The organism is Actinomycetota bacterium, from assembly GCA_030684515.1.
Classification (GTDB): domain Bacteria; phylum Actinomycetota; class Actinomycetes; order S36-B12; family S36-B12; genus UBA11398.
Genome location: JAUXVJ010000009.1, coordinates 722,118 through 743,516, shown reverse-complemented (window position 1 = coordinate 743,516; position 21,399 = coordinate 722,118). Strand labels below are relative to the sequence as shown.

The 21,399-nt window shown below is 61.8% G+C and carries 19 protein-coding genes; 7 read left to right on the top strand and 12 right to left on the bottom strand.

All coding sequences use genetic code 11. From position 1 onward, the window contains the following. The 5 genes from Q8M73_05510 to Q8M73_05490 form a co-directional block, all read right to left on the bottom strand. Positions 1–1,170 (bottom strand): multidrug effflux MFS transporter (locus tag Q8M73_05510; protein ID MDP2288006.1); only part of this gene is annotated, 1,170 nt, incomplete at its 3' end. 34 nt (positions 1,171–1,204) lie between these two features. Further along, a complete protein-coding gene (locus Q8M73_05505) occupies positions 1,205–2,419 on the bottom strand; it encodes an NADP-dependent isocitrate dehydrogenase (protein MDP2288005.1) in 1,215 nt (404 codons plus the stop codon). Between the two features lie 89 nt (positions 2,420–2,508). Then, a complete protein-coding gene (mdh, locus tag Q8M73_05500; protein MDP2288004.1) occupies positions 2,509–3,465 on the bottom strand; it encodes a malate dehydrogenase in 957 nt (318 codons plus the stop codon). A 135-nt stretch (positions 3,466–3,600) separates the two neighbouring features. Next, a complete protein-coding gene (hisC, locus tag Q8M73_05495; protein MDP2288003.1) occupies positions 3,601–4,689 on the bottom strand; it encodes a histidinol-phosphate transaminase in 1,089 nt (362 codons plus the stop codon). Positions 4,690–4,696: 7 nt separating this feature from the next. Next, on the bottom strand, positions 4,697–5,410 hold the full coding sequence (locus tag Q8M73_05490) for an HAD-IB family hydrolase (protein MDP2288002.1): 714 nt from the start codon (positions 5,408–5,410) through the stop codon (positions 4,697–4,699). Positions 5,411–5,542: 132 nt separating this feature from the next. On the opposite strand from Q8M73_05490, the gene Q8M73_05485 reads away from it, so the two are divergent. The 3 genes from Q8M73_05485 to Q8M73_05475 are packed head-to-tail and all read left to right on the top strand — an operon-like array spanning position 5,543 to position 8,509. Beyond that, positions 5,543–6,664, top strand: coding sequence for a glycosyltransferase family 1 protein (locus tag Q8M73_05485; protein MDP2288001.1), 1,122 nt, complete (start codon positions 5,543–5,545; stop codon positions 6,662–6,664). A 1-nt stretch (position 6,665) separates the two neighbouring features. Beyond that, the gene (locus Q8M73_05480) at positions 6,666–7,781 is read left to right on the top strand and encodes a glycosyltransferase (GenBank protein ID MDP2288000.1); all 1,116 of its coding nucleotides are present in this window, start codon (positions 6,666–6,668) and stop codon (positions 7,779–7,781) included. Further along, the gene (locus tag Q8M73_05475; GenBank protein ID MDP2287999.1) at positions 7,778–8,509 is read left to right on the top strand and encodes an SGNH/GDSL hydrolase family protein; all 732 of its coding nucleotides are present in this window, start codon (positions 7,778–7,780) and stop codon (positions 8,507–8,509) included. The genes Q8M73_05480 and Q8M73_05475 overlap by 4 nt, the downstream gene beginning before the upstream one ends. Here Q8M73_05475 and Q8M73_05470 read toward each other — a convergent pair whose 3' ends face one another. Continuing rightward, positions 8,510–8,836 (bottom strand): DUF3017 domain-containing protein, encoded by a 327-nt coding sequence (locus Q8M73_05470; protein ID MDP2287998.1) that lies wholly within the window; start codon positions 8,834–8,836, stop codon positions 8,510–8,512. 71 nt (positions 8,837–8,907) lie between these two features. Here Q8M73_05470 and Q8M73_05465 point away from each other — a divergent pair, with 71 nt between their 5' ends. Then, on the top strand, positions 8,908–9,978 hold the full coding sequence (locus tag Q8M73_05465) for an NADH:flavin oxidoreductase/NADH oxidase (protein MDP2287997.1): 1,071 nt from the start codon (positions 8,908–8,910) through the stop codon (positions 9,976–9,978). Here the strand turns inward: Q8M73_05465 and Q8M73_05460 are convergent. The 5 genes from Q8M73_05460 to Q8M73_05440 form a co-directional block, all read right to left on the bottom strand. After that, the gene (locus Q8M73_05460; GenBank protein MDP2287996.1) at positions 9,973–10,713 is read right to left on the bottom strand and encodes a hypothetical protein; all 741 of its coding nucleotides are present in this window, start codon (positions 10,711–10,713) and stop codon (positions 9,973–9,975) included. The genes Q8M73_05465 and Q8M73_05460 overlap by 6 nt on opposite strands. A gap of 5 nt (positions 10,714–10,718) precedes the next feature. Beyond that, the gene (locus Q8M73_05455) at positions 10,719–12,284 is read right to left on the bottom strand and encodes a polysaccharide biosynthesis tyrosine autokinase (protein ID MDP2287995.1); all 1,566 of its coding nucleotides are present in this window, start codon (positions 12,282–12,284) and stop codon (positions 10,719–10,721) included. A 41-nt stretch (positions 12,285–12,325) separates the two neighbouring features. Further along, a complete protein-coding gene (locus Q8M73_05450) occupies positions 12,326–13,585 on the bottom strand; it encodes a hypothetical protein (protein ID MDP2287994.1) in 1,260 nt (419 codons plus the stop codon). Between the two features lie 120 nt (positions 13,586–13,705). Continuing rightward, entirely contained in the window at positions 13,706–14,971 is a 1,266-nt protein-coding gene (locus tag Q8M73_05445) for a hypothetical protein (protein MDP2287993.1), read from the bottom strand. 122 nt (positions 14,972–15,093) lie between these two features. Beyond that, positions 15,094–16,359, bottom strand: coding sequence for a hypothetical protein (locus Q8M73_05440; GenBank protein ID MDP2287992.1), 1,266 nt, complete (start codon positions 16,357–16,359; stop codon positions 15,094–15,096). A gap of 60 nt (positions 16,360–16,419) precedes the next feature. Between Q8M73_05440 and Q8M73_05435 the strand changes: the two genes are divergently transcribed. From Q8M73_05435 to Q8M73_05425, 3 genes are read left to right on the top strand one after another with little or no spacing between them, the layout of a single operon-like run. Next, positions 16,420–17,508: a nucleotidyltransferase family protein gene (locus Q8M73_05435; protein MDP2287991.1), complete on the top strand. Its 1,089-nt coding sequence runs from the start codon at positions 16,420–16,422 to the stop codon at positions 17,506–17,508. Between the two features lie 51 nt (positions 17,509–17,559). Next, positions 17,560–18,783: a hypothetical protein gene (locus Q8M73_05430; protein ID MDP2287990.1), complete on the top strand. Its 1,224-nt coding sequence runs from the start codon at positions 17,560–17,562 to the stop codon at positions 18,781–18,783. A 24-nt stretch (positions 18,784–18,807) separates the two neighbouring features. After that, entirely contained in the window at positions 18,808–19,611 is an 804-nt protein-coding gene (locus Q8M73_05425) for a hypothetical protein (protein ID MDP2287989.1), read from the top strand. Here the strand turns inward: Q8M73_05425 and Q8M73_05420 are convergent, their stop codons facing one another. Then, complete coding sequence (locus tag Q8M73_05420; GenBank protein ID MDP2287988.1) at positions 19,612–21,372, bottom strand: DUF4012 domain-containing protein; 1,761 nt, start codon at positions 21,370–21,372, stop codon at positions 19,612–19,614. Positions 21,373–21,399: the final 27 nt, after the last annotated feature.

Here is a 21,399-nt window from a genome sequence, read left to right as displayed (position 1 = left end):
CATGACCACAGCCATCGTCAGGCCGGTATTGAAGGGCAAAATGGCCAGCAACGGGGTGGCCACGAGAGCCCCAGCGAAGGTCATCGCCCCGATGATGGCCGACGCCGTGCCGACGTACGCGCTGCGCTCCAGAGCCAGCGCCATGGCATTGGCGCCGATGGGTGCCCGAGTGCCCATGACGAACAGCAGGCCAAGAATCATCAGCCACATCGAGGGGCTGCCCATCGCCATGATCACGATCAATGCAACTGCCGCCACAGTAGCGATCACGAGTGACCAGACCAGAAGCGTGCGCACGCCAAAGTTGAGCAGCAAGCGGCGATTGAGCATTCCGGCAAACAGGATGGACAGCACGATGCCCGAGAAAGCAAAGCTGTAGCCCGTCGGACTCAGGCCAAAGGTTTCCTGGAAGATGAATGATGAGCTGGCGAGATAGGCGAACAAGGTTGCAAAGGCGAATACCTGAGTGATGGCGTACCCCATGAAGACGCGGTCACGGAACATCAAACCGGCACCCTTGCGGATTTCGGTGAGCCCGCCGGGGTGACGTCGGTCAGGTGGCAGGGTTTCTGGGACGAAGAAGATGATTGCCAAGGCCAGCAGCACCACGAACACGGTCAGGAACGCGAAGGCTGCACGCCAGGTGTCGGTCCAGCTCAGCAGCGCGCCGCCCACGATCGGGCCAATCAGTGGGGCGAGCATCGTGATGCTCATGAGAAGCGAGAAGAAGCGTGCTGCTTCTGGCCCCTTGGAGATGTCCGCGGCGATTGCTCGGCCGATGACGATGCCAGCACCGCCGGTGACGCCAAGTGCCAGCCGGGCCAATGTCAGGAACTCAATTGTCGGCGCGAGAGTGCAGGCAACAGTGGAAAGAATCGTTGCCAAAGTCATGATGATGACCAGGCGTCGTCTGCCAAGGGAGTCCGACAGCGGCCCGAAGACCAACTGGCCGATCATGATGCCAAGGAAAGTCGCCGTCAGCGTCAGCTGTGCAGCGCTGTCAGTGGTGTTGAGATCGTCGGTCAGATTCGGGAACGCCGGCAGATAGACGTCAGTGGCAAAGGGCGCGAAGGCCGTCATGCCTGCGATGGTGCCCATGAGGATCCATAGACCGCGCGTGGAGAGTCCGTGGTCGAAGGCCTCAGACTGCGAAGGAGGGGCAACCGTCATCGGCTCCCCCTCCCTTGCGTTGATGTCATTGCGTTCAGCGCATCGCCTTCTGCAGGTTCTCGTCGATCGAACCCAGGAATTCCTGGGTGGTCTGCCAAGGCTGCTCTGGGCTGATGAGCAAGGACAGGTCCTTGGTCATCTTTCCCTCTTCAACTGTCTCGATGCACACGCGCTCAAGGGTTTGCGCGAATGCGCTGACCTCAGGAGTGCCATCGAGCATTCCGCGATGCTCGAGTCCTCGAGTCCACGCGAAGATCGAGGCGATCGGGTTGGTCGACGTGGGCTTGCCCTGCTGATGCTGACGGTAGTGACGCGTCACGGTGCCGTGCGCAGCTTCGGCCTCAACGGTCTTGCCGTCAGGGCTCATGAGCACGCTGGTCATCAAACCAAGTGAACCGAAGCCCTGGGCAATCGTGTCGGACTGGACGTCGCCGTCGTAGTTCTTGCAGGCCCAGACGTAGCCGCCTTCCCACTTCATTGCGGCAGCAACCATGTCGTCGATCAAGCGGTGCTCGTACTCAATACCAGCAGCCTCGAACTCTGACTTGAACTCGGTCTCGTACACGTCGGCGAAGATGTCCTTGAACTGACCGTCATAGGCCTTCAGGATGGTGTTCTTCGTTGAGAGGTACACCGGGTAGTTGCGGTTGAGGCCATAGCGCATCGAAGCGCGCGCGAAGTCACGAATCGACTCATCAAGGTTGTACATGCCCATCGCAACTCCGGCGCCCGGAAAGTCGAAGACATCGAACTCCATCGGTGCAGAGCCATCGCTTGGCGTGAAGGTCATCGTCAGCGAGCCGGCACCAGGAACCTTGAAGTCGGTTGCCTTGTACTGGTCGCCGAATGCGTGACGGCCAACAACGATCGGCTTGGTCCAACCCGGCACCAGGCGCGGGATGTTCGAAATGATGATCGGCTCGCGGAAGATGACGCCGCCAAGGATGTTGCGGATCGTGCCGTTTGGCGATTTCCACATCTTCTTCAGACCGAACTCTTCAACGCGGGCCTCATCTGGCGTGATGGTCGCGCACTTCACACCGACGCCGTACTTCAAAATGGCATTGGCAGAGTCGATCGTGACCTGATCATCTGTCGCGTCGCGGTACTCAATGCCCAGGTCGTAGTACTTCAGGTCGACATCGAGGTACTTCAGGATCAGTTCGTCCTTGATGAACTGCCAGATGATGCGAGTCATTTCGTCGCCATCGAGTTCAACGACCGGGTTGGCTACCTTGATCTTGCTCAACGCTTGCTCCTTGTGGGTCGGTGCAATAGAAAGTGTTCCGCCGGATCGCAGCGGTTCAGTGGGCTAGTTGTGACGAGCGATCTCGCAGTCTAGAGATCCCTGACGTCGGCTTGCTTGGTTTTCACTGCCTCATAGGCCTCAACGAGCAGCGCCTGCTCAGCAGCGGTCAACGGGGTTTCCACGATCTTGCGGATACCGCCAGCGCCCAACTGGGCCTCCACGCCGAGATAGGCACCTGAAAGGCCGTACTCGCCATCGACCCATGCGCAGACCGGCATGACGGCACCTGAGTCTTCGTGCACAGCCTTGGCCATACGCGAGGCAGCAGCCGAAGGCGCGTAGTAGGCCGAGCCGGTCTTCAGCAGGGCCACTACCTCGGCTCCGCCATTGCGGGTGCGCACAACGAGCTCTTCGATCTTGTCAGCTGACAACAGGTCGGACAGCGGCTTGCCATCAACGGTGCACGCTGAAGCGACCGGCACCATCGTGTCGCCGTGCGAGCCCAGAGTCAGGGTGGTGACCGATGCGACCGGCACGTTGAGTTCTTCGGCCACGAAGTGGGTGAAGCGTGCAGTGTCCAGCATGCCTGCCTGACCAATGACGCGTGCATACGGAAAGCCAGTGACGATCTGTGCAAGCGCGGTCATCTCATCGAGTGGGTTTGCAACGTTGATGACTACGGTCTCGGGCGCGTGCTTGGCAATGTTCTCGGCTACCTGACGCATGATGCGGGCATTGGTCTCGATGAGATCCATGCGGCTCATGCCCGGCTTGCGAGGAAGCCCCGCGGTGATCACGACAATGTCGGAGCCTGCGATGGCTTCGTAGCCCTCGCCATTGGGTCCGGTGGTCTGTCCGACAACCTTGGTCTCGAATCCTTCGATCCAGCGCGACTGGTTGAGGTCCAGGGCCAAGCCCTCAGCCTTGCCATCCACGACGTCAGTCAGCACGACGGTCTCGAAGATGTCGTACTCCGCGAGCCTCATTGCCGTGGTTGAACCATAGAAACCTGCACCGATGACGGCGACCTTGCCACTGCGAGCCATGAACTGCCTTCCAAGGGGATGGGGGGTCAAATCAAAGGCTCAAGGTACTCCAGCAAATGGGGTGCAACGGCGAGAGATGCAGGCCATGTGATGCAACGCTCACTTGCCGGGTTTCGAGCAGCGGAACGGTGTCCGCTATGGCCGAGTTCGGCGCCACTGCGTGGCAGTTTCGATGAAGCGATCATTGGCCTCGGGAAGCCCCACGCTCACCCGGACTCCCTCGCCGGTGAAGGGTCGAACGGCCAGGCCGACCGATTCGCATGCTTGCGCGAAGTCAGAAGTCAGGTCCAAAAGGCGCAGCCAGATGAAGTTCGACTCGGACTCGGCGGGGGCGAAGCCGGCCGCTTTGAGGCTCGCCTGTACGCGTTCGCGCTCTCCTACGAGAAGGTGGACACGATCAAGTGCTTCGTCTTCGGCGGCAAGGGCGGCGACCGCTGCTGCCTGCGCGACCGAGGAGACCCCGAAGGGGGTCTGCACCTTGCGCAGAGCCTCTGCTACCGGCTCGTGAGCGACGCAGAAGCCAACCCGCAGACCCGCCAGGCCATAGGCCTTGGAGAAGGTGCGCAGGACAGCAACATTGCTTCTTTCCCTGTACAGGTCCAGACCATCGGGGATGCTGCCCGGATTGACGAACTCGCGATAGGCCTCGTCGATGACGATCAGCACGTCAGACGGGACGGCATCCACGAAGTGCTCAAGCGCTTCACGGCCAACTGCAGTGCCCGTCGGATTGTTCGGATTGCAGACGAAGATCAACCTGGTGCTGCCATCGATCGAATTGAGCATGGCATTCAGGTCGTGTCGATCTTCGGAGTCAAGCGCCACTTGCACAGGAGTGGCGCCGCCGATCATCGTCACGATCGGGTAGGACTCAAATGAGCGCCAGGCGAACACCACTGCGTCGCCCGGACCACTGGTGATGTTGACCAGTTGTTGAGTCAGCGCAACGCTGCCCGAGGCCACTGCGAGATGTGAAGTGGGAACCGAAAAACGCGTGGATAACGCTTCAACAAGCTCCGCAGAAGCGAAATCCGGATAGAGCTGCATGGAGCCGGCCGCAGTACGGACTGCTTGGAGCACCGATGGCAGCGGCGGGAATGGGTTCTCATTGCTCGACAGTTTGTGAGGCGTGACGCCTCCGTGCACAGGTGCGGCCTGCCCAGCCTTGTAGGCAGGGATCTGGCTCAGGATTGATCGCAGACGGGGACCTGACTGTGTGCTCACTGGTGAACTATGGCAAAAGAACCTTGCTCGGTGCGCGCGCTGGTCGCACGGGTCCACCGGAGCCCGGCAGGATTGGCCAGCTGTTGAGTTCGGCAAGCCTGGTGAGATGGCGATCCGGATTGACCACGACCGGGTGGCCCACGCTTGCCAGTAGCGGAAGATCATGCACCGAGTCCGTGAAGGCCCAGCTATCCTGAGCAGTCCATTGCTGCTGCGCCATCAGCGCCTGCACTCGACGCGCCTTCTGCAGACCATGCGCAATTGGCGATCCGAGCAGCCCTGTGTACTTGCCGTCTCGAACCTCGGCAATCGTGCCGACCGCTCCAGCAAGACCCAGTTCTGCGGCGATGGCATCTGCAAGGTCCTGTGGGCTTGCGGTGGCCAGGACGACAGGAATACCGCGAAACTGGAATGCCATCACTTCAGCCAACGCAGAGGCAACGAGATGCTCTCGCAAGTGCATGCTCACGAAGGTACGTGCGTGCGAACGAAGCTCAGACTGAGAACGTCCACGCACAAGCTGCAGCATGCGCTTGGCGATGTCCGTTGGCATGCCTTCGCGTTCTCCCCCTTGATGCACGTACACCAGTTGCTTGCCTAGGTGGCGGAGAACGTGAATGGGATTGATGACACCGGCACGACTGAGATACATCCCGAAGTGAAACAGCGAGGAACCGCGGACCAATGTGTTGTCGAGATCAAAGAACGCAGCTGCGACCATGTCTGCACGCTAAGTCCACGTGCACCAAGGCCGGGCATCTTGAGTTCGCCAAAGTTGTTTGTTCGCCAAGGGTTTTCCAACACGTTGCATTACGCATTGCCTCTCATCTTGTCCATCAGGCTTGATAAGGCTATGCGCGTTGCAATCGCTGCCGAGTCCTTCAGTCCTCGAGTCAATGGCGTAGCAAATTCAGTCGTGCAGGTCGCGCGCGAATTGCACAAACGAGCCATTCCCAGTCTGATCATCGCCCCCGACAGCTATCCCACAGATGATTTCGAGGGCATCCCTGTACATCGGGTTCGCTCCTTTGAATTGCCAGGAGCAGAGATCGACATCGCACTGCCGCGCACGCATCACATAGCGAGCGTGCTCGAGGAGTTCGGCGCGACTGTTGTGCACCTTGCGTCACCGATGGCGCTCGGAAGAAAGGTGCTGAACGCCGCACGAATGCTGCACATCCCGAGCGTTGCGATCTTCCAAACCCACATTTCTGGATTCGCAAATCACTACCGACTTGGATCTGTCTCTTTTCTGGCCGACGGGGTGATCCGACGCATTCATCAGCATGCCGATCTCACTCTGGCCCCCTCTCGCGCCTCGGAGTTGTACCTCAAGAGCCTGCAAGTCGACCGCATTCGCCTGTGGGGCCGCGGGGTCGATCTCACTCAGTTCTCGCCCTTGCGGCATGTTCACTCGGCACTTGTGCCGGCGCGCTCGGCAGGAATGCCTCGGGTTGGCTTTGTGGGTCGTTTGGCGCCGGAGAAGAACGTGCATATCTTGGCCGAACTTGCGGCAGCCGGAGAGCTTGAAGTTCTTGTCGTTGGTGACGGGCCAAGTCGCGAAGAGCTCCAACGGCTGATGCCCCGGGCGCAGTTCACGGGGCGCTTGCTCGGTTTGGATCTGGCGGCTGCCTTCGCCAGTCTGGACGTGCTCGTGGCATCCGGCGAGTTGGAGACCTTCTGCCAGGTGATTCAAGAGGCCATGGCCTCAGGAGTGCCAGTTGTCGCCCCGCGCACTGGTGGTCCGCTCGACCTGATCGAGGATGGCCGGACGGGCTTGCTCTACACGCCAGGCAGTCGGGCATCCATGAAGGAGCAGGTCTGTCGACTTCTGGGCGACGAACCCCTTCGCAACGCGATTGTGGAAGCTGCCCAGCAACAGGTCGCTGAACGCAGTTGGCACAAGCTCACGGACGAACTGATCGGGCACTACGCCGACGCATCGATGGCCTACCGCCTGAATGTGGCTGCCTGACATGGCCACCGTCGCGCACTTGGCCAACTTCTACGGACCGCGCAGCGGTGGTCTGCGCACAACCGTGAATGCATTGGCACTTGAGTACGAGCGAATCGGGCACAGCGCGCACATCATCATTCCTTCGGATCGCAGTCACACTTCCACCAAGGGAAATGTCACGACCCATGAGATTCTCAGCCCGCAAATACCAAGCTCGGGTGGCTATCGTCTGATCTGGCGCCTGCGTCGGGTACGCGAGTTGCTGCAGCACATCAATCCCGACGCCATAGAACTCTCTGATCGTACGACGCTCATTCCGATCACGGATTGGGCGCGCAAGCGTGACGTGCAGACAACACTTGTGGCTCACGAGCGCATAGACGGAGTCATCCGAGCCTTTGCTGGCGCACTCAACGACATCGAACTGGCCGATCGCCTCAATCGGCGGGCGGCCAATCGCGTCGATCATCTTGTGTGCACAACCAGGTTCGCTGGCGAAGAGTTCGACCGCTTGGATATCCCGTACACGCGAATACCGCTCGGCGTTGATCTGGCCGCATTCCACCCAAGACGCTGGAGCGGGGTGTGGCGAGATCAGTTCAACGCCCAGATGATCTTGGTTCTTTGCAGCCGACTGAGCAAGGAGAAGCAGCCGGAGTTCGCACTCGATGCACTGAAAGCTCTCTGCGAACTCGGTGTCGATGCGCACCTGGTCATCGCCGGTAGCGGACCTCTCGAGCAGGTGTTGCAACGACGCAGCGAAGCCCTGCCTGCGAGCATGTTGGGCTTCATCACCAATAGAGATGCGCTCGCTCGCGTCCTGGCCAGCGCCGATGTCCTGCTGGCACCCGGGCCGATCGAGACGTTTGGACTGGCCGCGCTGGAGTCACTGGCCAGTGGCACCCCAGTGATATCAAATCAAGCTTCCGCAGTTCCAGAAGTGTGCGGTGTGCTTGGCGGCAGGGCTCTGCCCCTGGATGCCCGAGCGTGGGCCGAGGGCATCTTGGAACTCACTTCACGTGTTGGCATCCGTGAGCTAGCGCGTGAGCGGGCACGTGAATTCACATGGCGACGTTCCGCGGCAAGCATGTTGGCGCTTCAAGGATTGACCACGCGAATCGATGAGTTCGCATGACGACCATCGTTGCCTTGGGCGACAGCATCTCCTTTGGAGTCGGAGATGTGCGCGGTGCGGGCGTTGGCCCGGGTTGGTCTGGACGGCTGGCGACTGCCATCGGCAGTGCTCACCATCAGCGCCTGGCGTGGCCAGGAGCTCGACTGAGCGAGATGGCAAAGAGCCAAGTGGGCGCGACAGTCATCGCAAAGCCCGATATCGCGCTGGTCAGCATCGGCGGCAATGACGCAATCTGTCGAGGCTTTGACGCCACGCAGTTCTCCACTGAACTTCGCAAGTCACTCAGCACTCTGCAAGCCGCGGCCTCAAGTGTGGTCGTGGCCACATTGCCCGATATTTCTCGCACTTGCCAGATACCACGAGTGTTGCGTCCACATCTGCGGCAGCGAATAGAACTACTCAACTGCGCAATCGTTCAGGCCGCACACGACAGCGAGGTCTGCATCCTTGATCGGTGGAACGACGAAGGTGCCTATCTGGCCAGGCATCTGGCTTCAGATCGCGTTCATCCCTCTCCGTGCGGATACCAAGCACTCGCAGAGCAGACTGCCGTCCTGCTTGGCATTCCTGTTATCGGTGCCGCCAAGCAGCCTTCGGTAGAGCAGGCGCGCCCAGGCTGGTGGCTGGCAGCCCATGGAGTGCCGTGGGCGCTGAAGAGATCAGCACGACTCCTACCGACAGTGGTCTCGATGCTGCGACACGATTCGGCGTCCGGCTTCTCGCGCTGACTACGAAGGATTCGGTACCCAGAAGGACATCACTGTGAGGCCGACAGCCAGCACGGCCAAAGTCGCCACGTCAATCTTCTTGCTTCGCACGACCAACCACCCCGCCTCAGAGTCGGAGAGGATCAAGCGCAAGAAGAGCGCAAGGGTGACGAAGGCCGACAGCATGATCGAACCGCGTCGGAAGGAGACGAAGGCGACCACAATCAACGACAGGCCAACGCCGATCAAGACAACGGTGATCGGCCATTGCGTGAGATTGAGTCGCTTGCGACGCCGTGCAGCGATTGGGTGCACAGATGCAAGCGGCTCTTCGCTGTTGGCGGACATCGCGTTCAGCCTAATGTGCCGCGAACTAGTGTTGACCGTTCAACCACTTGCCAGATTGCGATGAGGCTCCTATGACTGTCCTGTTCACTCCATTGACCATTCGCGGCGTCGAGTTTCCCAACCGGGCCTGGCTCGCTCCGATGTGCCAGTACTCAGCGGTGGACGGCATCGTCGGTGATTGGCATCTGGTCACTCTCGGTGCGTACGCCACAGGCAAGGCAGGCCTGGTGATGGCCGAGGCAACCGGAGTGCTTCCGGAGGCTCGGATCAGCCCCGACTGCCCCGGCATCTGGAACCAGGAGCAGGTCACAGCCTGGGCACGCATTGTGGACTTCATTCATTCCCAGGACGTCAAGGCCGGAATTCAACTCGCCCATGCCGGGCGCAAGGCCTCGATGGCTGCATCGTGGAACGGCGGAAAGCACGTCTCCATTGCCGACGGTGGCTGGATCGCCCAGGCTCCATCTGCGGTGGCTTTTCAAGGTTACGAAGTGCCGCATGAGATGACGGTCGATGAGATTCATGCCACTGCTCAGGCCTTTGCCGAGGCTGCCATTCGGGCTGACGCTGCCGGCTTTGACGTGGTGGAGATCCACGCCGCTCACGGCTATTTACTGCATCAGTTCCTCTCACCACTCAGCAATTTCCGCACCGACGAGTACGGCGGAACACTTGCGAACCGAATGCGCTTCCCACTTGCAGTCGCCTCTGCTGTGCGCGAAGCATTTCCGCAGGACAAGCCGGTATTCGTTCGCATCTCGGCAACCGATTGGGTTGACGGTGCATGGGATATTGACCAGAGCGTGCAGTTCGTCAAGGAGCTCGATCAACTCGGCATTGACTTCATTGACACCTCATCTGGCGGCAGTGCAGCGGACGCGGTGATCCCGGATGAAGTGAACTATCAAATCGATCTCGCCGAGCAGGTGCGCAAGCACACCGGAATTCTCACGGGAGCCGTCGGACGCATCACGTCGCCAGAGCAGGCCGAGCACATTCTCGAATCTGGCAAAGCAGACGCGGTCTTCCTGGGCCGTCAGATGCTGCGCGATCCACACTGGCCATTGCGTGCCGCGCACGAATTAGGTGTGCGCGTGCAGTGGTCCAAGCAGATGGGCCGCGGCGCCAGCTGGGTTTCATAGCCGAAGATTGAGCAATGCGCTCAATGCGGGCCCAGCTTCACCTCGCTCACCGAGAATGCCCGGCGTATTGCGCGCAATCGCCATTGCTGCAGCAAGTGAATCCTCTGGTCGATACTGCACACTCACGCAATTGCTGATCAGCTCGACAGCCAATTCGCCTGGGCTCAGCTGCCGAAAACTCAGCGGATCGCCATCAGGTGCACCTGGCTCAACGAAGCGAAGGACCGCCACCAATGTCACATGCAGCGGACCTGACTGGCGATCGATTGCCTCCTTGCGCCAAGCCCCCTGCGTGCGAATGCGCATGTCTCGAGACCAGGTCGAGATGAAACCTGTTGATGGATTGACCAGGACATATTCGTCGCCAAGCACTTCATGCCCTGCCTGACGAGCCGCTACACACAGAGAGGTCTTGCCCGACAGCGACGGCGCCGGCAGCATCACCAGCTGGTCACCGGCACGAATCAATGCGGAGTGAATTGCTACGTCATCCTGCAGATGCGATGCAGCGAAGTGCCCAAGCGATGACTCCAGGTAGGCCTTGCCGATGTCTGACACCAGTTCGAGGTCAAGCGTGATTTCGGGTTCAGTCTCAGTGTCGATCCCCGACTCGAGAAGCCCTCGTGCTGGGAGGTAGTCGATCAGTGAATCCGGGGCCCCGCTTTGCACCAGCACGCGAATGCTGGCGCCATCTTCGGCTATGGCGCGAAACTCCACCGTGGGTTCCGTGGACATCGGTGCTACTTGCCTGCGCCGCCACTGCCGTAGCTCTTTCCGTAGTACGAGCCATAGTTGTAGCCGTATCCATATCCAAGGTGCTTGGACATCCCGACTGCATTGACAACTGCACCGATGAGTGGCGCATTGACACGTCGCATGCTCTCCACCGCAGCCTTCAGTCCGTGGCGGGTGACACTGCCGGCTCGGGCAACGAGCAAAGTTGCGTCGACCATCGACGAGATGACCAAGGCATCGCTCAAGCCAAGGATCGGCGGACTGTCCACGATCACGATGTCGAAGCTGTGGCCGAGAACTTCGATCAGTTCGCGGGCGCCGCCACTCTCGAGCAACTCTGCGGGGTGGTCGGGAATGGGGCCTGAGGGGAGGAGCGAAAGACCATTCACTTCTTCCACATTCGTGATGGCATCGTTCCAGATGTCGCGATTGCCGACCAGTGAGGTGAACCCAGCACCGTTGTTCTTGCCAAAGAACTCGTGCAGACGTGGCCGACGCAGGTCCAGATCCACGAGCAGAACCCGTCGCCCGGTAAGTGCCAGGGCAACGGCGAGGTTGGCCGCCGTTGTGGTCTTGCCATCCTGTGCGTCGGGGCTGGTGATCTGTAGCAGTCGGATGGGGTCATCCACGCGCACATACTGCAAGGCGGTGCGCAGAGTCCGATAGGACTCCGCCTGATTGGTAGCCGGGGCCTCCAGCATCACCAGATGGGTATCAGAAGCCGAACCCCACTCTGCGTCCAGCGGCACGCTGCCCAGGATCGGCAAACCACTTGACGCGTCATCGAAGTCTTCTGCGTTGGCGATGGCGCGATCAAGCACCTGACGAATCACGATGATGCCGAAACCGATCAGCAGGCCAAGCAAGGCTCCAAATCCAGCCGAGCGCCTCGGGGCAGGTGCATACGGCCCCGATGGCGCAACCGCGGAATCAAGGATCGAAACGCGGCCCTGCGCGATGAATGCGGCCTGATCCTGCAAGTTGACGATCTGCTGCTCGTAGGTCCGCACTTGTGTACGCAGGGCGGCGATGTCTTCGTCAGTCTTCTGGGTTGGCTCGGGATTCTTTCGCTGGATCGCTGCGATCTGCGCATTCAAGTCGTTCATCCGGGACTCAATGACGGTGATCGCCGTCTGGTTCCGAGAACTGTCGGCGTCCTTGACGATGTCGCCGAACGCGGATGCATAGGCATTGGCGATGCGTGCAGCATCCTCGGCTGACTGTGCGGTGCCCGTGATCGTGATGTTCGCCGTGCCGCCATAGCTTGCAGATGCCGAGGCCGGGCCAATGTCACCGAGCTTAGCCCGCACGAGTTCGGCTGTCTGACCCGAGTTGAGCACGTCGATGTTGGACTGCATCTCGTAGCTGCTCACCACATTGAATTCAGGGCTAGCACTGGCCAGCGCTTCAAGCGTGACCGTGGCCGAGGCTTGATACATCGGCGTCTCCTGCGCCGCGTAGCCATAGCCGGCCGCGCCACCCAGGATCAGCGTGATCAGCGGGATCCACCACCACCGCCGCAGGGCGAGCAGGAACTGCCCGAAACTCAGGGATTGACCGTCAGTTGCCATGCGCGCACACGTTCTGTTCGCTCTTTTCGTCGGTGGGCAATTCAGGCGACCTCTCGGATGATGATGATGCCAGCACGGCCAGCGCCTGCCGCTGTGAACGAGGCGCCGCCGGTACCCCCACCGCCGCTGCCTGGGTTGACTCCGGCGATTCCCGCGGCGGCATTGGTGCCGCCGGTGCCGCCACCATCGGTTGCCGCACCTGCCGTTGTCGTTCCGTAGCCGCCGCCGCCGCCCGCCACCTTCACGGTGTAGCCGAAGTTCGTGGGCGCGTCGTAGCCAGATCCACCGGTACCGCCAGTGGTGCTGTTGGCGGGCACCCCGCCGGCGCTGCCCTGGCCACCGCCACCGCCACTTGGTCGCTGGTTCGTCGCGCCAACGATGGCGTTTCCACCGGCCTGGGCGCTGGTGACGTCACCGCCAGTAGCCGTTCCCGCAGCCAGGCCAGCAGTCAAGGTTCCGTTGTTGTTGTATCCGCCACCGCCAGAGCCACGAACGGTGATGCCGGGATCTGTGGGAGCGGTCCGACCCCGACCGCCCGTGCCCGGATAGGCCGTGCGCGTGCCAGTGGTGGCGTTGGTCCAAATGGTTGATGTCGAGGGCGTGTTGTTCGCTTTGGTGGTGCCGGTTCCACCGCTGCCACCAACGCCGATCTGGGTGAGCGTGACGGCCTGACCGCCTGGAATCGTCACTCCTGCCGCCGCCGACACATAGACGCCGCCAGCACCACCACCGCCGCCGGCCCTATTGGCATTCAGGCCGCCGGTACCTCCGCCGCCGCCGCCGGCCACCAGGAGGTAGCGGATCTTGCGGCTCTTGCCAGTGATAGGTGTCCAAGTGGTGCTTGCCCCGCCTTGCAGGAACCACCAGGCGGCGAAATTGCCGATCGCGTAGAAGCCCCAGTTGGTGTTGAAGGTGCCGGCATTTGCCACCGCCACGGTGTTGAACGAGGCACCCGCAGCAGCTGCTGGCAGCGCAGTTGCAGTCAGGCCCACCGCCAGTGCGGCCATGCCGGCCCCGCCGACCGCGCCCAGCTGCAGGGCCCGGCGTCGAGAGAAGGCAAAGGCCGGCGGTGCCTCAACCCGAAGGATCATCCCGTGATCCAGCAGCACGTCTGCGGCTCGCCACAGTTCTTCAGGCAGCTCGCGGGGGCCATCCTGCAGCAGGCGCACGACCTCGGCCACCTCATCAGTCAGCCGGTACACCGCATCCGTCGAAAGGCACAGTGTCAGCCACTCCCGGCCGATGCGCTCGGGCTTGACCTGCGGATCCAGCATGAACACCTGGAGTGCGCTCGCAGACATGCGTACCCCTCAACCTCGTGTTCGCAATTGACCCAGGCAGGGCGCAACAGCCCCAACAATACGGCGTGGTGAATAAATCTCAGGCTACCGCGGCCTGAGATTCGCGGCTTTGCTCAGCGCTCACGACACCTCGCGGATGATGATGATGCCAGCAGAGCCAGCGCCGCCAGCAGATGTGCCGCCGTTGCCACCACCGCCACCACCGCCGCTGCCCGGATTCACGCCAGCAGTGCCAGCGGTACCCAGCTTCCCGCCCGTTCCGCCGCCATCGGTGGCAACACCTGACGTGTTGCGGCCATACCCACCGCCACCGCCAGCCACCTTGACGGTGTAGCCAAAGTCGGTCACCGCGTCATAGCCCGTTCCCCCGGAGCCACCTGTGGTGCTGTTTGCTGCGGTGCCGCCACCGCCTCCGGCGCCGCCGCCGCCACCGCCGGGGCGGTTGGTGTTCGAGCCCGCGATGGAGGCGCCACCTGCCTGACCCTGGATGGTCAGATCCTGTCCACTGGCCGTGCTGGCCGAGACCGGGGCGGTCAGGGTGCCGCTGGAGTTGTAACCGCCGCCACCGGAGCCACGCGCAGTAGCAGCGGGATCGGTCGGATTGCTGACGCCGCGACCACCGGTGCCGGGGTACCCAGTGCGCGTGCCAGTGGTGGCGTTGGTCCAGATCGTGGACGTCGAGGCGGTGTTGTTCGCTGCTGTGGTGCCGCTGCCACCACTGCCGCCAGTGCCGATCTGGGTGAGGGTGACCGCTTGCCCGCCGGGGATGGTGACACCCGCCGCCGCAGAGACGTAGACGCCGCCGGCGCCGCCGCCGCCGCCGGAGCGATTGGTGCTGTTGTTGCCGGTGCCACCGCCACCGCCGCCGCCGACCAACAGAAAGCGGATCTTCCGGCTCTTGCCCGTGATGGGAGTCCAGGTGGTCGTGGCCCCGCCCTGCTTGAACCACCATGCAGCGAAGGTGCCAATGGCGTAGAAGCCCCAGTTGGTGTTGAAGGTGCCGGCATTGGCCACGGCCACCGTGTTGAACGAGGCAGCGGCAGCTGCCGCTGGCAGCGCCGTGGCAGTCAGCCCCACCGCCATGGCCGCCATACCTGCACCACCCACAGCACCCAGCTGCAGGACCTTGCGACGCGAGAACACGAAGGCCGGCGGCGCCTCAACTCGCAGGATCATCCCGTGATCCAGCAGCACATTGGCAGCAGGCAGGAGCTCGCCGGGCAGCTCACGCGGGCCGTCCTGCAACAGCCGAACAACCTCGGCCACCTCGTTGGTCATCCGATACACCGCATCGGTGGGCAGGCACAGGGCCAGCCACTCACGGCCCACCCGCTCGATCTTCACTTGCGGGTCAAGCATGAACACCTGGAGGAAGGGGGTGGTCATGCCGCTCCTTCACCTGAATATTCGACAGCACCCAAACAAGGTCTAGATTACAAGAATAGGCTGTGGTGAAGAAATTTCACGAACGGTAGTCGGGAATGGCAGCAATCCCTACGAAATCACGATCACGAGACCTCGCGGATGATGATGATGCCTGCTGAACCGGCGGCGCCCGCTGAAAAGCCATTGTTGTAGCCACCGCCACCGCCACCGCTGCCCGGGTTCACACCTGCAAGCGGCGAAACCGAGGCACTTCCTCCAGTGCCGCCGCCGTCGGTCGCGGTACCTTCGGTGTTGCGGCCAAAGCCACCGCCACCGCCAGCAACCTTGACGGTGTAGCCGAAATCTGTCACCGCGTCGTAGCCCGTTCCGCCGGCGCCACCCGTGGTGCTGTTTGCTGCGGTGCCGCCGGCACCACCAGCGCCGCCGCCGCCGCCGCCAGGGCGGTTGTTGTTGGAGCCGGTGATCGAGGCTCCACCGCCCAGCCCCTGGACTGACAGATCCTGCCCACTTGCCGTGCTAGCCGTGACGCCCGCGGTGAGCGTCCCACTGGAGTTGTAGCCGCCACCGCCGGCGCCACGGGCAGTCGCTGCCGGATCGGTCGGATTGCTGACGCCACGGCCTCCGGTGCCCGGATAGGCCGTTTTTGTGCCAGTGGTGGTGTTGGTCCAGATCGTGGATGTCGAGGCGGTGTTGTTGGCCGCGGTAGTGCCGGTGCCGCCACTGCCACCTACGCCGATCTGCGTGAAGGTCACAGCCTGACCGCCTGGGATCGTGACACCCGCGACTTCTGAGACGTAGACGCCGCCGGCGCCGCCACCTCCGCCGGAGCGGTTCCGATTCTCGTTGCCGGTACCACCACCACCACCGCCACCTACCAGGAGGAAGCGGATCTTGCGGCTCTTGCCGGTGATCGGAGTCCAGGTGGTGGTGGCACCGCCCACCTTGAACCACCACGCAGCAAAGTCGCCGATCGAGTAGAAACCCCAATCCGTGTTGAAGGTGCCAGCGTTGGCCACCGCCACCGTGTTGAACGAGCCGCCAGCCGCCGCCGCGGGCAGAGCAGTGGCCGTCAAGCCGACGGCCATCGCCGCCATTCCAGCGCCGCCGACCGCTCCCATTTGCAAGGCACGCCTGCGCGAGAACACAAACGCCGGCGGCGCCTCAACGCGCAGGATCATCCCGTGATCCAGCAGCACATCGGCAGCCTGAAGCAACTCGGGCGGCAACTCGTGGGGACCGTCCTGCAACAGCCGAACAACCTCGGCAACCTCATCGGTCAACCGATACACCGCCTCGGTCGACAGGCACAGCGCCAACCACTCCCGACCAATGCGCTCGGCCTTGATCCTCGGGTCAAGCATGAACACCTGCATCGGGAGGTGGGTCATGTCCTTACCCCCGTGCCCTCAAGTGAATTCAGATTGCCTGCGTCGTCCTAGGCTCGTTGCATGACACCTCATGCAAGGGGCCTTGACCCTGCGCAAGTGCGTTCACTAGTGAACTGTATTCACTCTCACTTCTCATATCCAGCCAATAAGGATCCCAAATCCATTGAGTTTGCCGAATCAGACGATCCGCAACTGGAATCTGGGTCATTCCTGGAAGCCGTTGAGGCACACCGGGTTGCGACACTCGTGGACGATTGCTCGAGCGCTCTGGGACTTGCCGAGCCGGTGGCGCAGCAACTTCATGCGCTGGCCATAAACGATGCCCTGCTTGCCATGACCTTGGCCAAAGAGACAGTCAAAGCCTGGAGTCTTCTGGAGTCAGCAGGCGTTGCCGCGCTTGCATTCAAGGGAGTCGCACTGAGTGTGCAGTCGACTGGCACGGTCACGGCACGCGGCAATGGTGACGTCGATCTACTTGTCCAGCCAGTTGACGTGCTCAGAGCCGTGAAGGTGCTGACAGCAGGAGGTTGGCAGCTCGCTGAGATTTCGCTTGCCCGTCTTGAACGAGAGTGGCGCAGGATCGCGTGGAGCGGGCGAGAACTCGTCATGACGGGTCCTCGCTCGCAGATTGATCTGCATTGGCAGCTCGCCAAAGAACGCGGTCTGCTGCCAACAGCCGACGAGTTCCTGGCCAGGTCGACTCACATCGAGCTCCTGAACGATCGCATCACAACATTCGCGCCGAGCGACGCACTGCTGGCAGCCTGCTATCACCTCAGCCACGATGGCTTCAGGTCACTGCGGCAGTGCGTGGATGTGATCCGCCTGCTGCGGCTTCAGGAAGAAGTCGTCAACTGGAGCGGCGATGAACGTCGCATGGGCTTGGAGGCGGCCAACTTCGCAGTGCATCTGCTTGGTGGTGTGACAAAGGAGCGACTCGCGGCCATCGGGATCCCGTGGCAGGAAACCCCATACGCGGACCGTCGCTGGGCGCAATTGCAATGTCACCCCGAGTTCGGCTACCACAGACCAGGATTGCCCGGTCTGCTTGATCGGATTGCCGACAACACGCGTTACGGCTCTGCCGCAGTTGAGATCGCCCGTCGAGGTGTTCTGCGCCTTGCCACAGGTTCGGGCACCAATGCCTAGCCGATCGGCATGCTGGGCATTGGCTGCCGTGGGGCCTACCCTTTCCTTGCGATGAGTGGATTTGGAGCTGGAAGCCCGCTGCTGGTCATCACCGTGCTGCTTTTGCTTGGCATTGCTGTCACCGTCTGGGTCGGCAGACTCACCGGCACCTTGGGACCGTGCCTGACCAGCCTGGGCATCCACGTCGCCCTCAGCATGTATCTCTTGTACTCCTTCGGCCTGACTGCGCTGGGCAGTGACGCCGACGCCTATCACCAGCTCGCCGCGGCAGTAGCGGACTCCATTGCTGGCACTGGCAGCAGCGTGAGCTACAGCGAGGGCAAGGAGGGCTGGATACTCGTCTTGGGTGTCCTGTACTACATCTTTGGCACCCACGCCGAGGTCGGCTTGCTCGTCATTTCCACGTTCATGGCCCTGCTACCTGCGATCCTGGCCACCGCTTCGCGCCAACTGGGCTGGGAGTCAAGCGCGAACACCACGGCATGGCTGGCAGTGCTCCTGCCATCACTGATCATCTGGCCCAGCAGCATTCTTCGCGAAGGCCCGTCCATCTTCCTGCTGAGCTTGATGGTGCTGTCGGTCGGCTTCTATCACTCGCGGCGGCTGCTGACCGCAGGCACCCTGCTGCTTGGTGCCACGGCCGGCATGATGTGGATCCGCCCGCCCATTGGGGCCGCTGCCTTGCTCGGCATCGCCATCGGGGTGCTGTTCACATCGCTGCGCAAGACGACCGGCCCACTTGGCATGCTCGTATTTCTGGCCCCGTCGGCCCTCGCCCTGCCCTTTGGCCTGCTGCGTGGCAATCAGTTCGACCTCAGCGCGGCTGGCACCCTGCGCGAGAGCCTGGCCCTGGGTGCCACGACCAGCACCGGCGCAACCGGCCAAGGATTCGACACCTTCGGTGGAGCCATCCGAGGTATGTTTCTGGACCTCCCAGGTGCCACCTTTGGGCCATTCATCTGGGAGGCAGGCGGGCAACCTTGGCAATTGCTGATCGATGGGCTGACCTTCGTCATGCTCGCCGTGCTCTCGTTCTTCGTATTGAAGAATCGCGCTACGCGCAGCGAGGGCCTTGTCCTGATCCTGCCCGCCATCGCAGTGCTGCTCGTGGTCTCCGCAGCATTTGGCAACTACGGCTTCGTTGTTCGACAGCGCAGTCAGGCTGCTGCATTTCTTGTCCCCGTCGCAGCAGCTGGTTGGGTGCTGCGACAGCAGCGGCGCACCACGCTGACGTTCCCTGAACGCTCCCCCGCAGATGAGCGACTCATTGTCTGACCTCTATCCACTAGGGCTCACGACATGAACCGCGTCCTGATTCTCGTGATGGCCACTTCACGAGAGCCCTGGGCTCAGTTTCAACGAGTCCAACTGGAGACCTGGGGCACAGCGTTACCCGCGAACGTGTCTGTGCTGCGCTACTTCAAGACCGGTCCAACACACCCCTGGGCGACGCGGACCTCCTCCTGGCGTGAAGCCCTGCGCTTTGGGCGCCGAGGTCGAATCCAGCGTTTCGCTGACCACGCGTTCAACCGCCGAGCCCGAAGAATGCGCGTCACTGCCACCTTGGATGCGCGCGGCGACCTTGAAGTGCCGGTTCCCGATTTCATTCATTGGAACGGGGTAGCAACGATCGCCGCCTTGAAATGGGTGCTTGCCAATGGGGAGTACGACTTCATCCTGCGCGTCAATAGCAGCGCCTACGTCAATACACCGGCCTTGCTGCAATTCATCGCGACACAGGATGCGAGCGCCGATGTCTACGCTGGATCGATTGAATCGGGCCAGCTCTTCTGGGGCACGGATTTCGCAAATGGCGCAGCCGTGCTGCTGAGTCGCAATCTGGCAATGCGCATCGTTGACCATGCCGACACATGGGACCACCGCTTCACCGATGACGTCTCACTCGGAGTGATGGCAGCGGACCTTGGAACATCCCCGGTTGCAATGCCTGTCATGCGCATCTCGACCTCTGCTGAACTGGAGAACTTGACCGCAGATACTGCTCGGAGTCAGGTGGCAATCCGACTGAAGAGCACCGAACTGCCGCGTGACGAGGAAGCTCGAATGCGCCGGATCCAGCAGTTGCTGCCTGAACCTGCCTGACTAACTGCAGGCCGTGTCGGGATCAATGGTGATCGTCGGGTCGATGACCATGCTCTGCATCAGCACCTGCGGGGCCACGCCGTCAACCACGGGCTGCTGAAACTTGATCTCAATAGTTCGCGTCTGCTTGCGATCGATCGGCAGGTAGACGTACCAGACATCGCGACCGTCCTCTCGGCCCAGATACAGCGAGGCAGGGTCACCATCGATCGTCACCGAATTGAATCTGGCATTCAGTGGCGCAAAGACATACAGCACCGTGCTGGTGGATCCCTTAGCGGCTTTCGGATCATCTGATCGGTCGTAGATGCCGAGCCCGAACGGCAGATTTGTCGGCGAGTCGTTCGTCAGACTCACGCGCAGATTCGAGTCCATGACTGCCGCATCGCAGCTGCCAGGCTGGTAGTCAACGGCGGTCTTCATGAAGGCGTCCATCTTGCTCGCAGCTGAGTTGTTCAACGCCAAAGCGATCACCGGGCCCGGCGCGTTGGGCACATCGCCACCTGCGTTCTTCTCAACGAGCCAAGCCTCTTCCTCAGGTCTGGCACTCCACACGCGCGCATGACCTTGCGAAACTGGACCGCTCAACGCATCAACCAGAGCAACCGGGTCCCAGCCGCCCGACAGCAGGCGCGTGATCATCGCCTGAACCAAGGCCATCGAGACTTCGTCACGCTTGCCGGGATCGCGGTACTGGGAGTAGACGTCTACTGTGAAGAAGCGCTCTGCATTCTCGGCGTTGATTGTCTCTCCGTTGGCGGTGACTGGTCCGGTGACCTGCAGGATCGCCGCGACCACTCGTGGGTCGATGGCGATCACGCCGTTGACAGGAGTGCCTCGGGCAGCCATTCCGTCGGCTGCAAGTCGAGCGACTATTGGGAAGTTCGGGGAATGACTGAAGGTGTTCCAGTTCTTCAGTCGGCTTCCCCAGAGCGCCTTGCTGTCTGCGGAAGCTGACTTGGTCGGGATCGGCACATTCACCAGATCTGCACTCGTGCCGGTGGAAGCAACCTTCACCAGCCCATCATCAGCAGTCACGACTGCGAAGCCACCAGGGAATCCGCCGGAGCCTCGCGCTTCAGCTGGGTTCTGCAGTAGCACCAGCCAAGTCCGCTTGCCATCGGCACCGATGAGCGATGGGCCCCAGGTGACCAACTCGCTGAGCACACGCACAGATCGCCAGGACTGCGATGTCAGGTCGCGCATCTGCACGATCCCATCGGACACCTGCGGCAACAACTGCGAGGTCTGGATCGCCTCGAGGCGATTGGCTGCTGCCTCGAGGACATCTGCAAGGGTCACCAGATCCGGGGCGGCCCGGTTCAATCCCGACAGATCGAAGCGGCCGTCAGCATCACGAAGCCCGGTCGTGACAAATCGCTGACCATAGGGCAGCAGTGGCTCGGCAGCGGTCAACACGTCATTTAGCGACACAGCAAGATCAGACACTCCGCCAGCCGATGCCCCAACAAACGGAACCATCGTCAGCAATCGCCAAGGCAGCGACTGAGTTGACTCAGCCAGCTCCTGGGCCTGCGGGCGCATAGTGGTGAACAGGGTCGGCAGTTGATCCCACTGCTGCGCAATGGCCGCCGACTTCAACGTGGTCGCCGAACTCTGCACGGTGCGTGCCTGCTGATAGGTCGCATTCCAGGAATTCGCCAGCCATGCCACCAGCGCGGCCAGAATCAGGAAGCCCAAGCCCACCCACAGCAGAATGCGCCGCCGCTTGCCGGCCTTGGCGGGAACGTCGGCGCTCATTGCGTGATTCTCGCATCGACCCCCGCT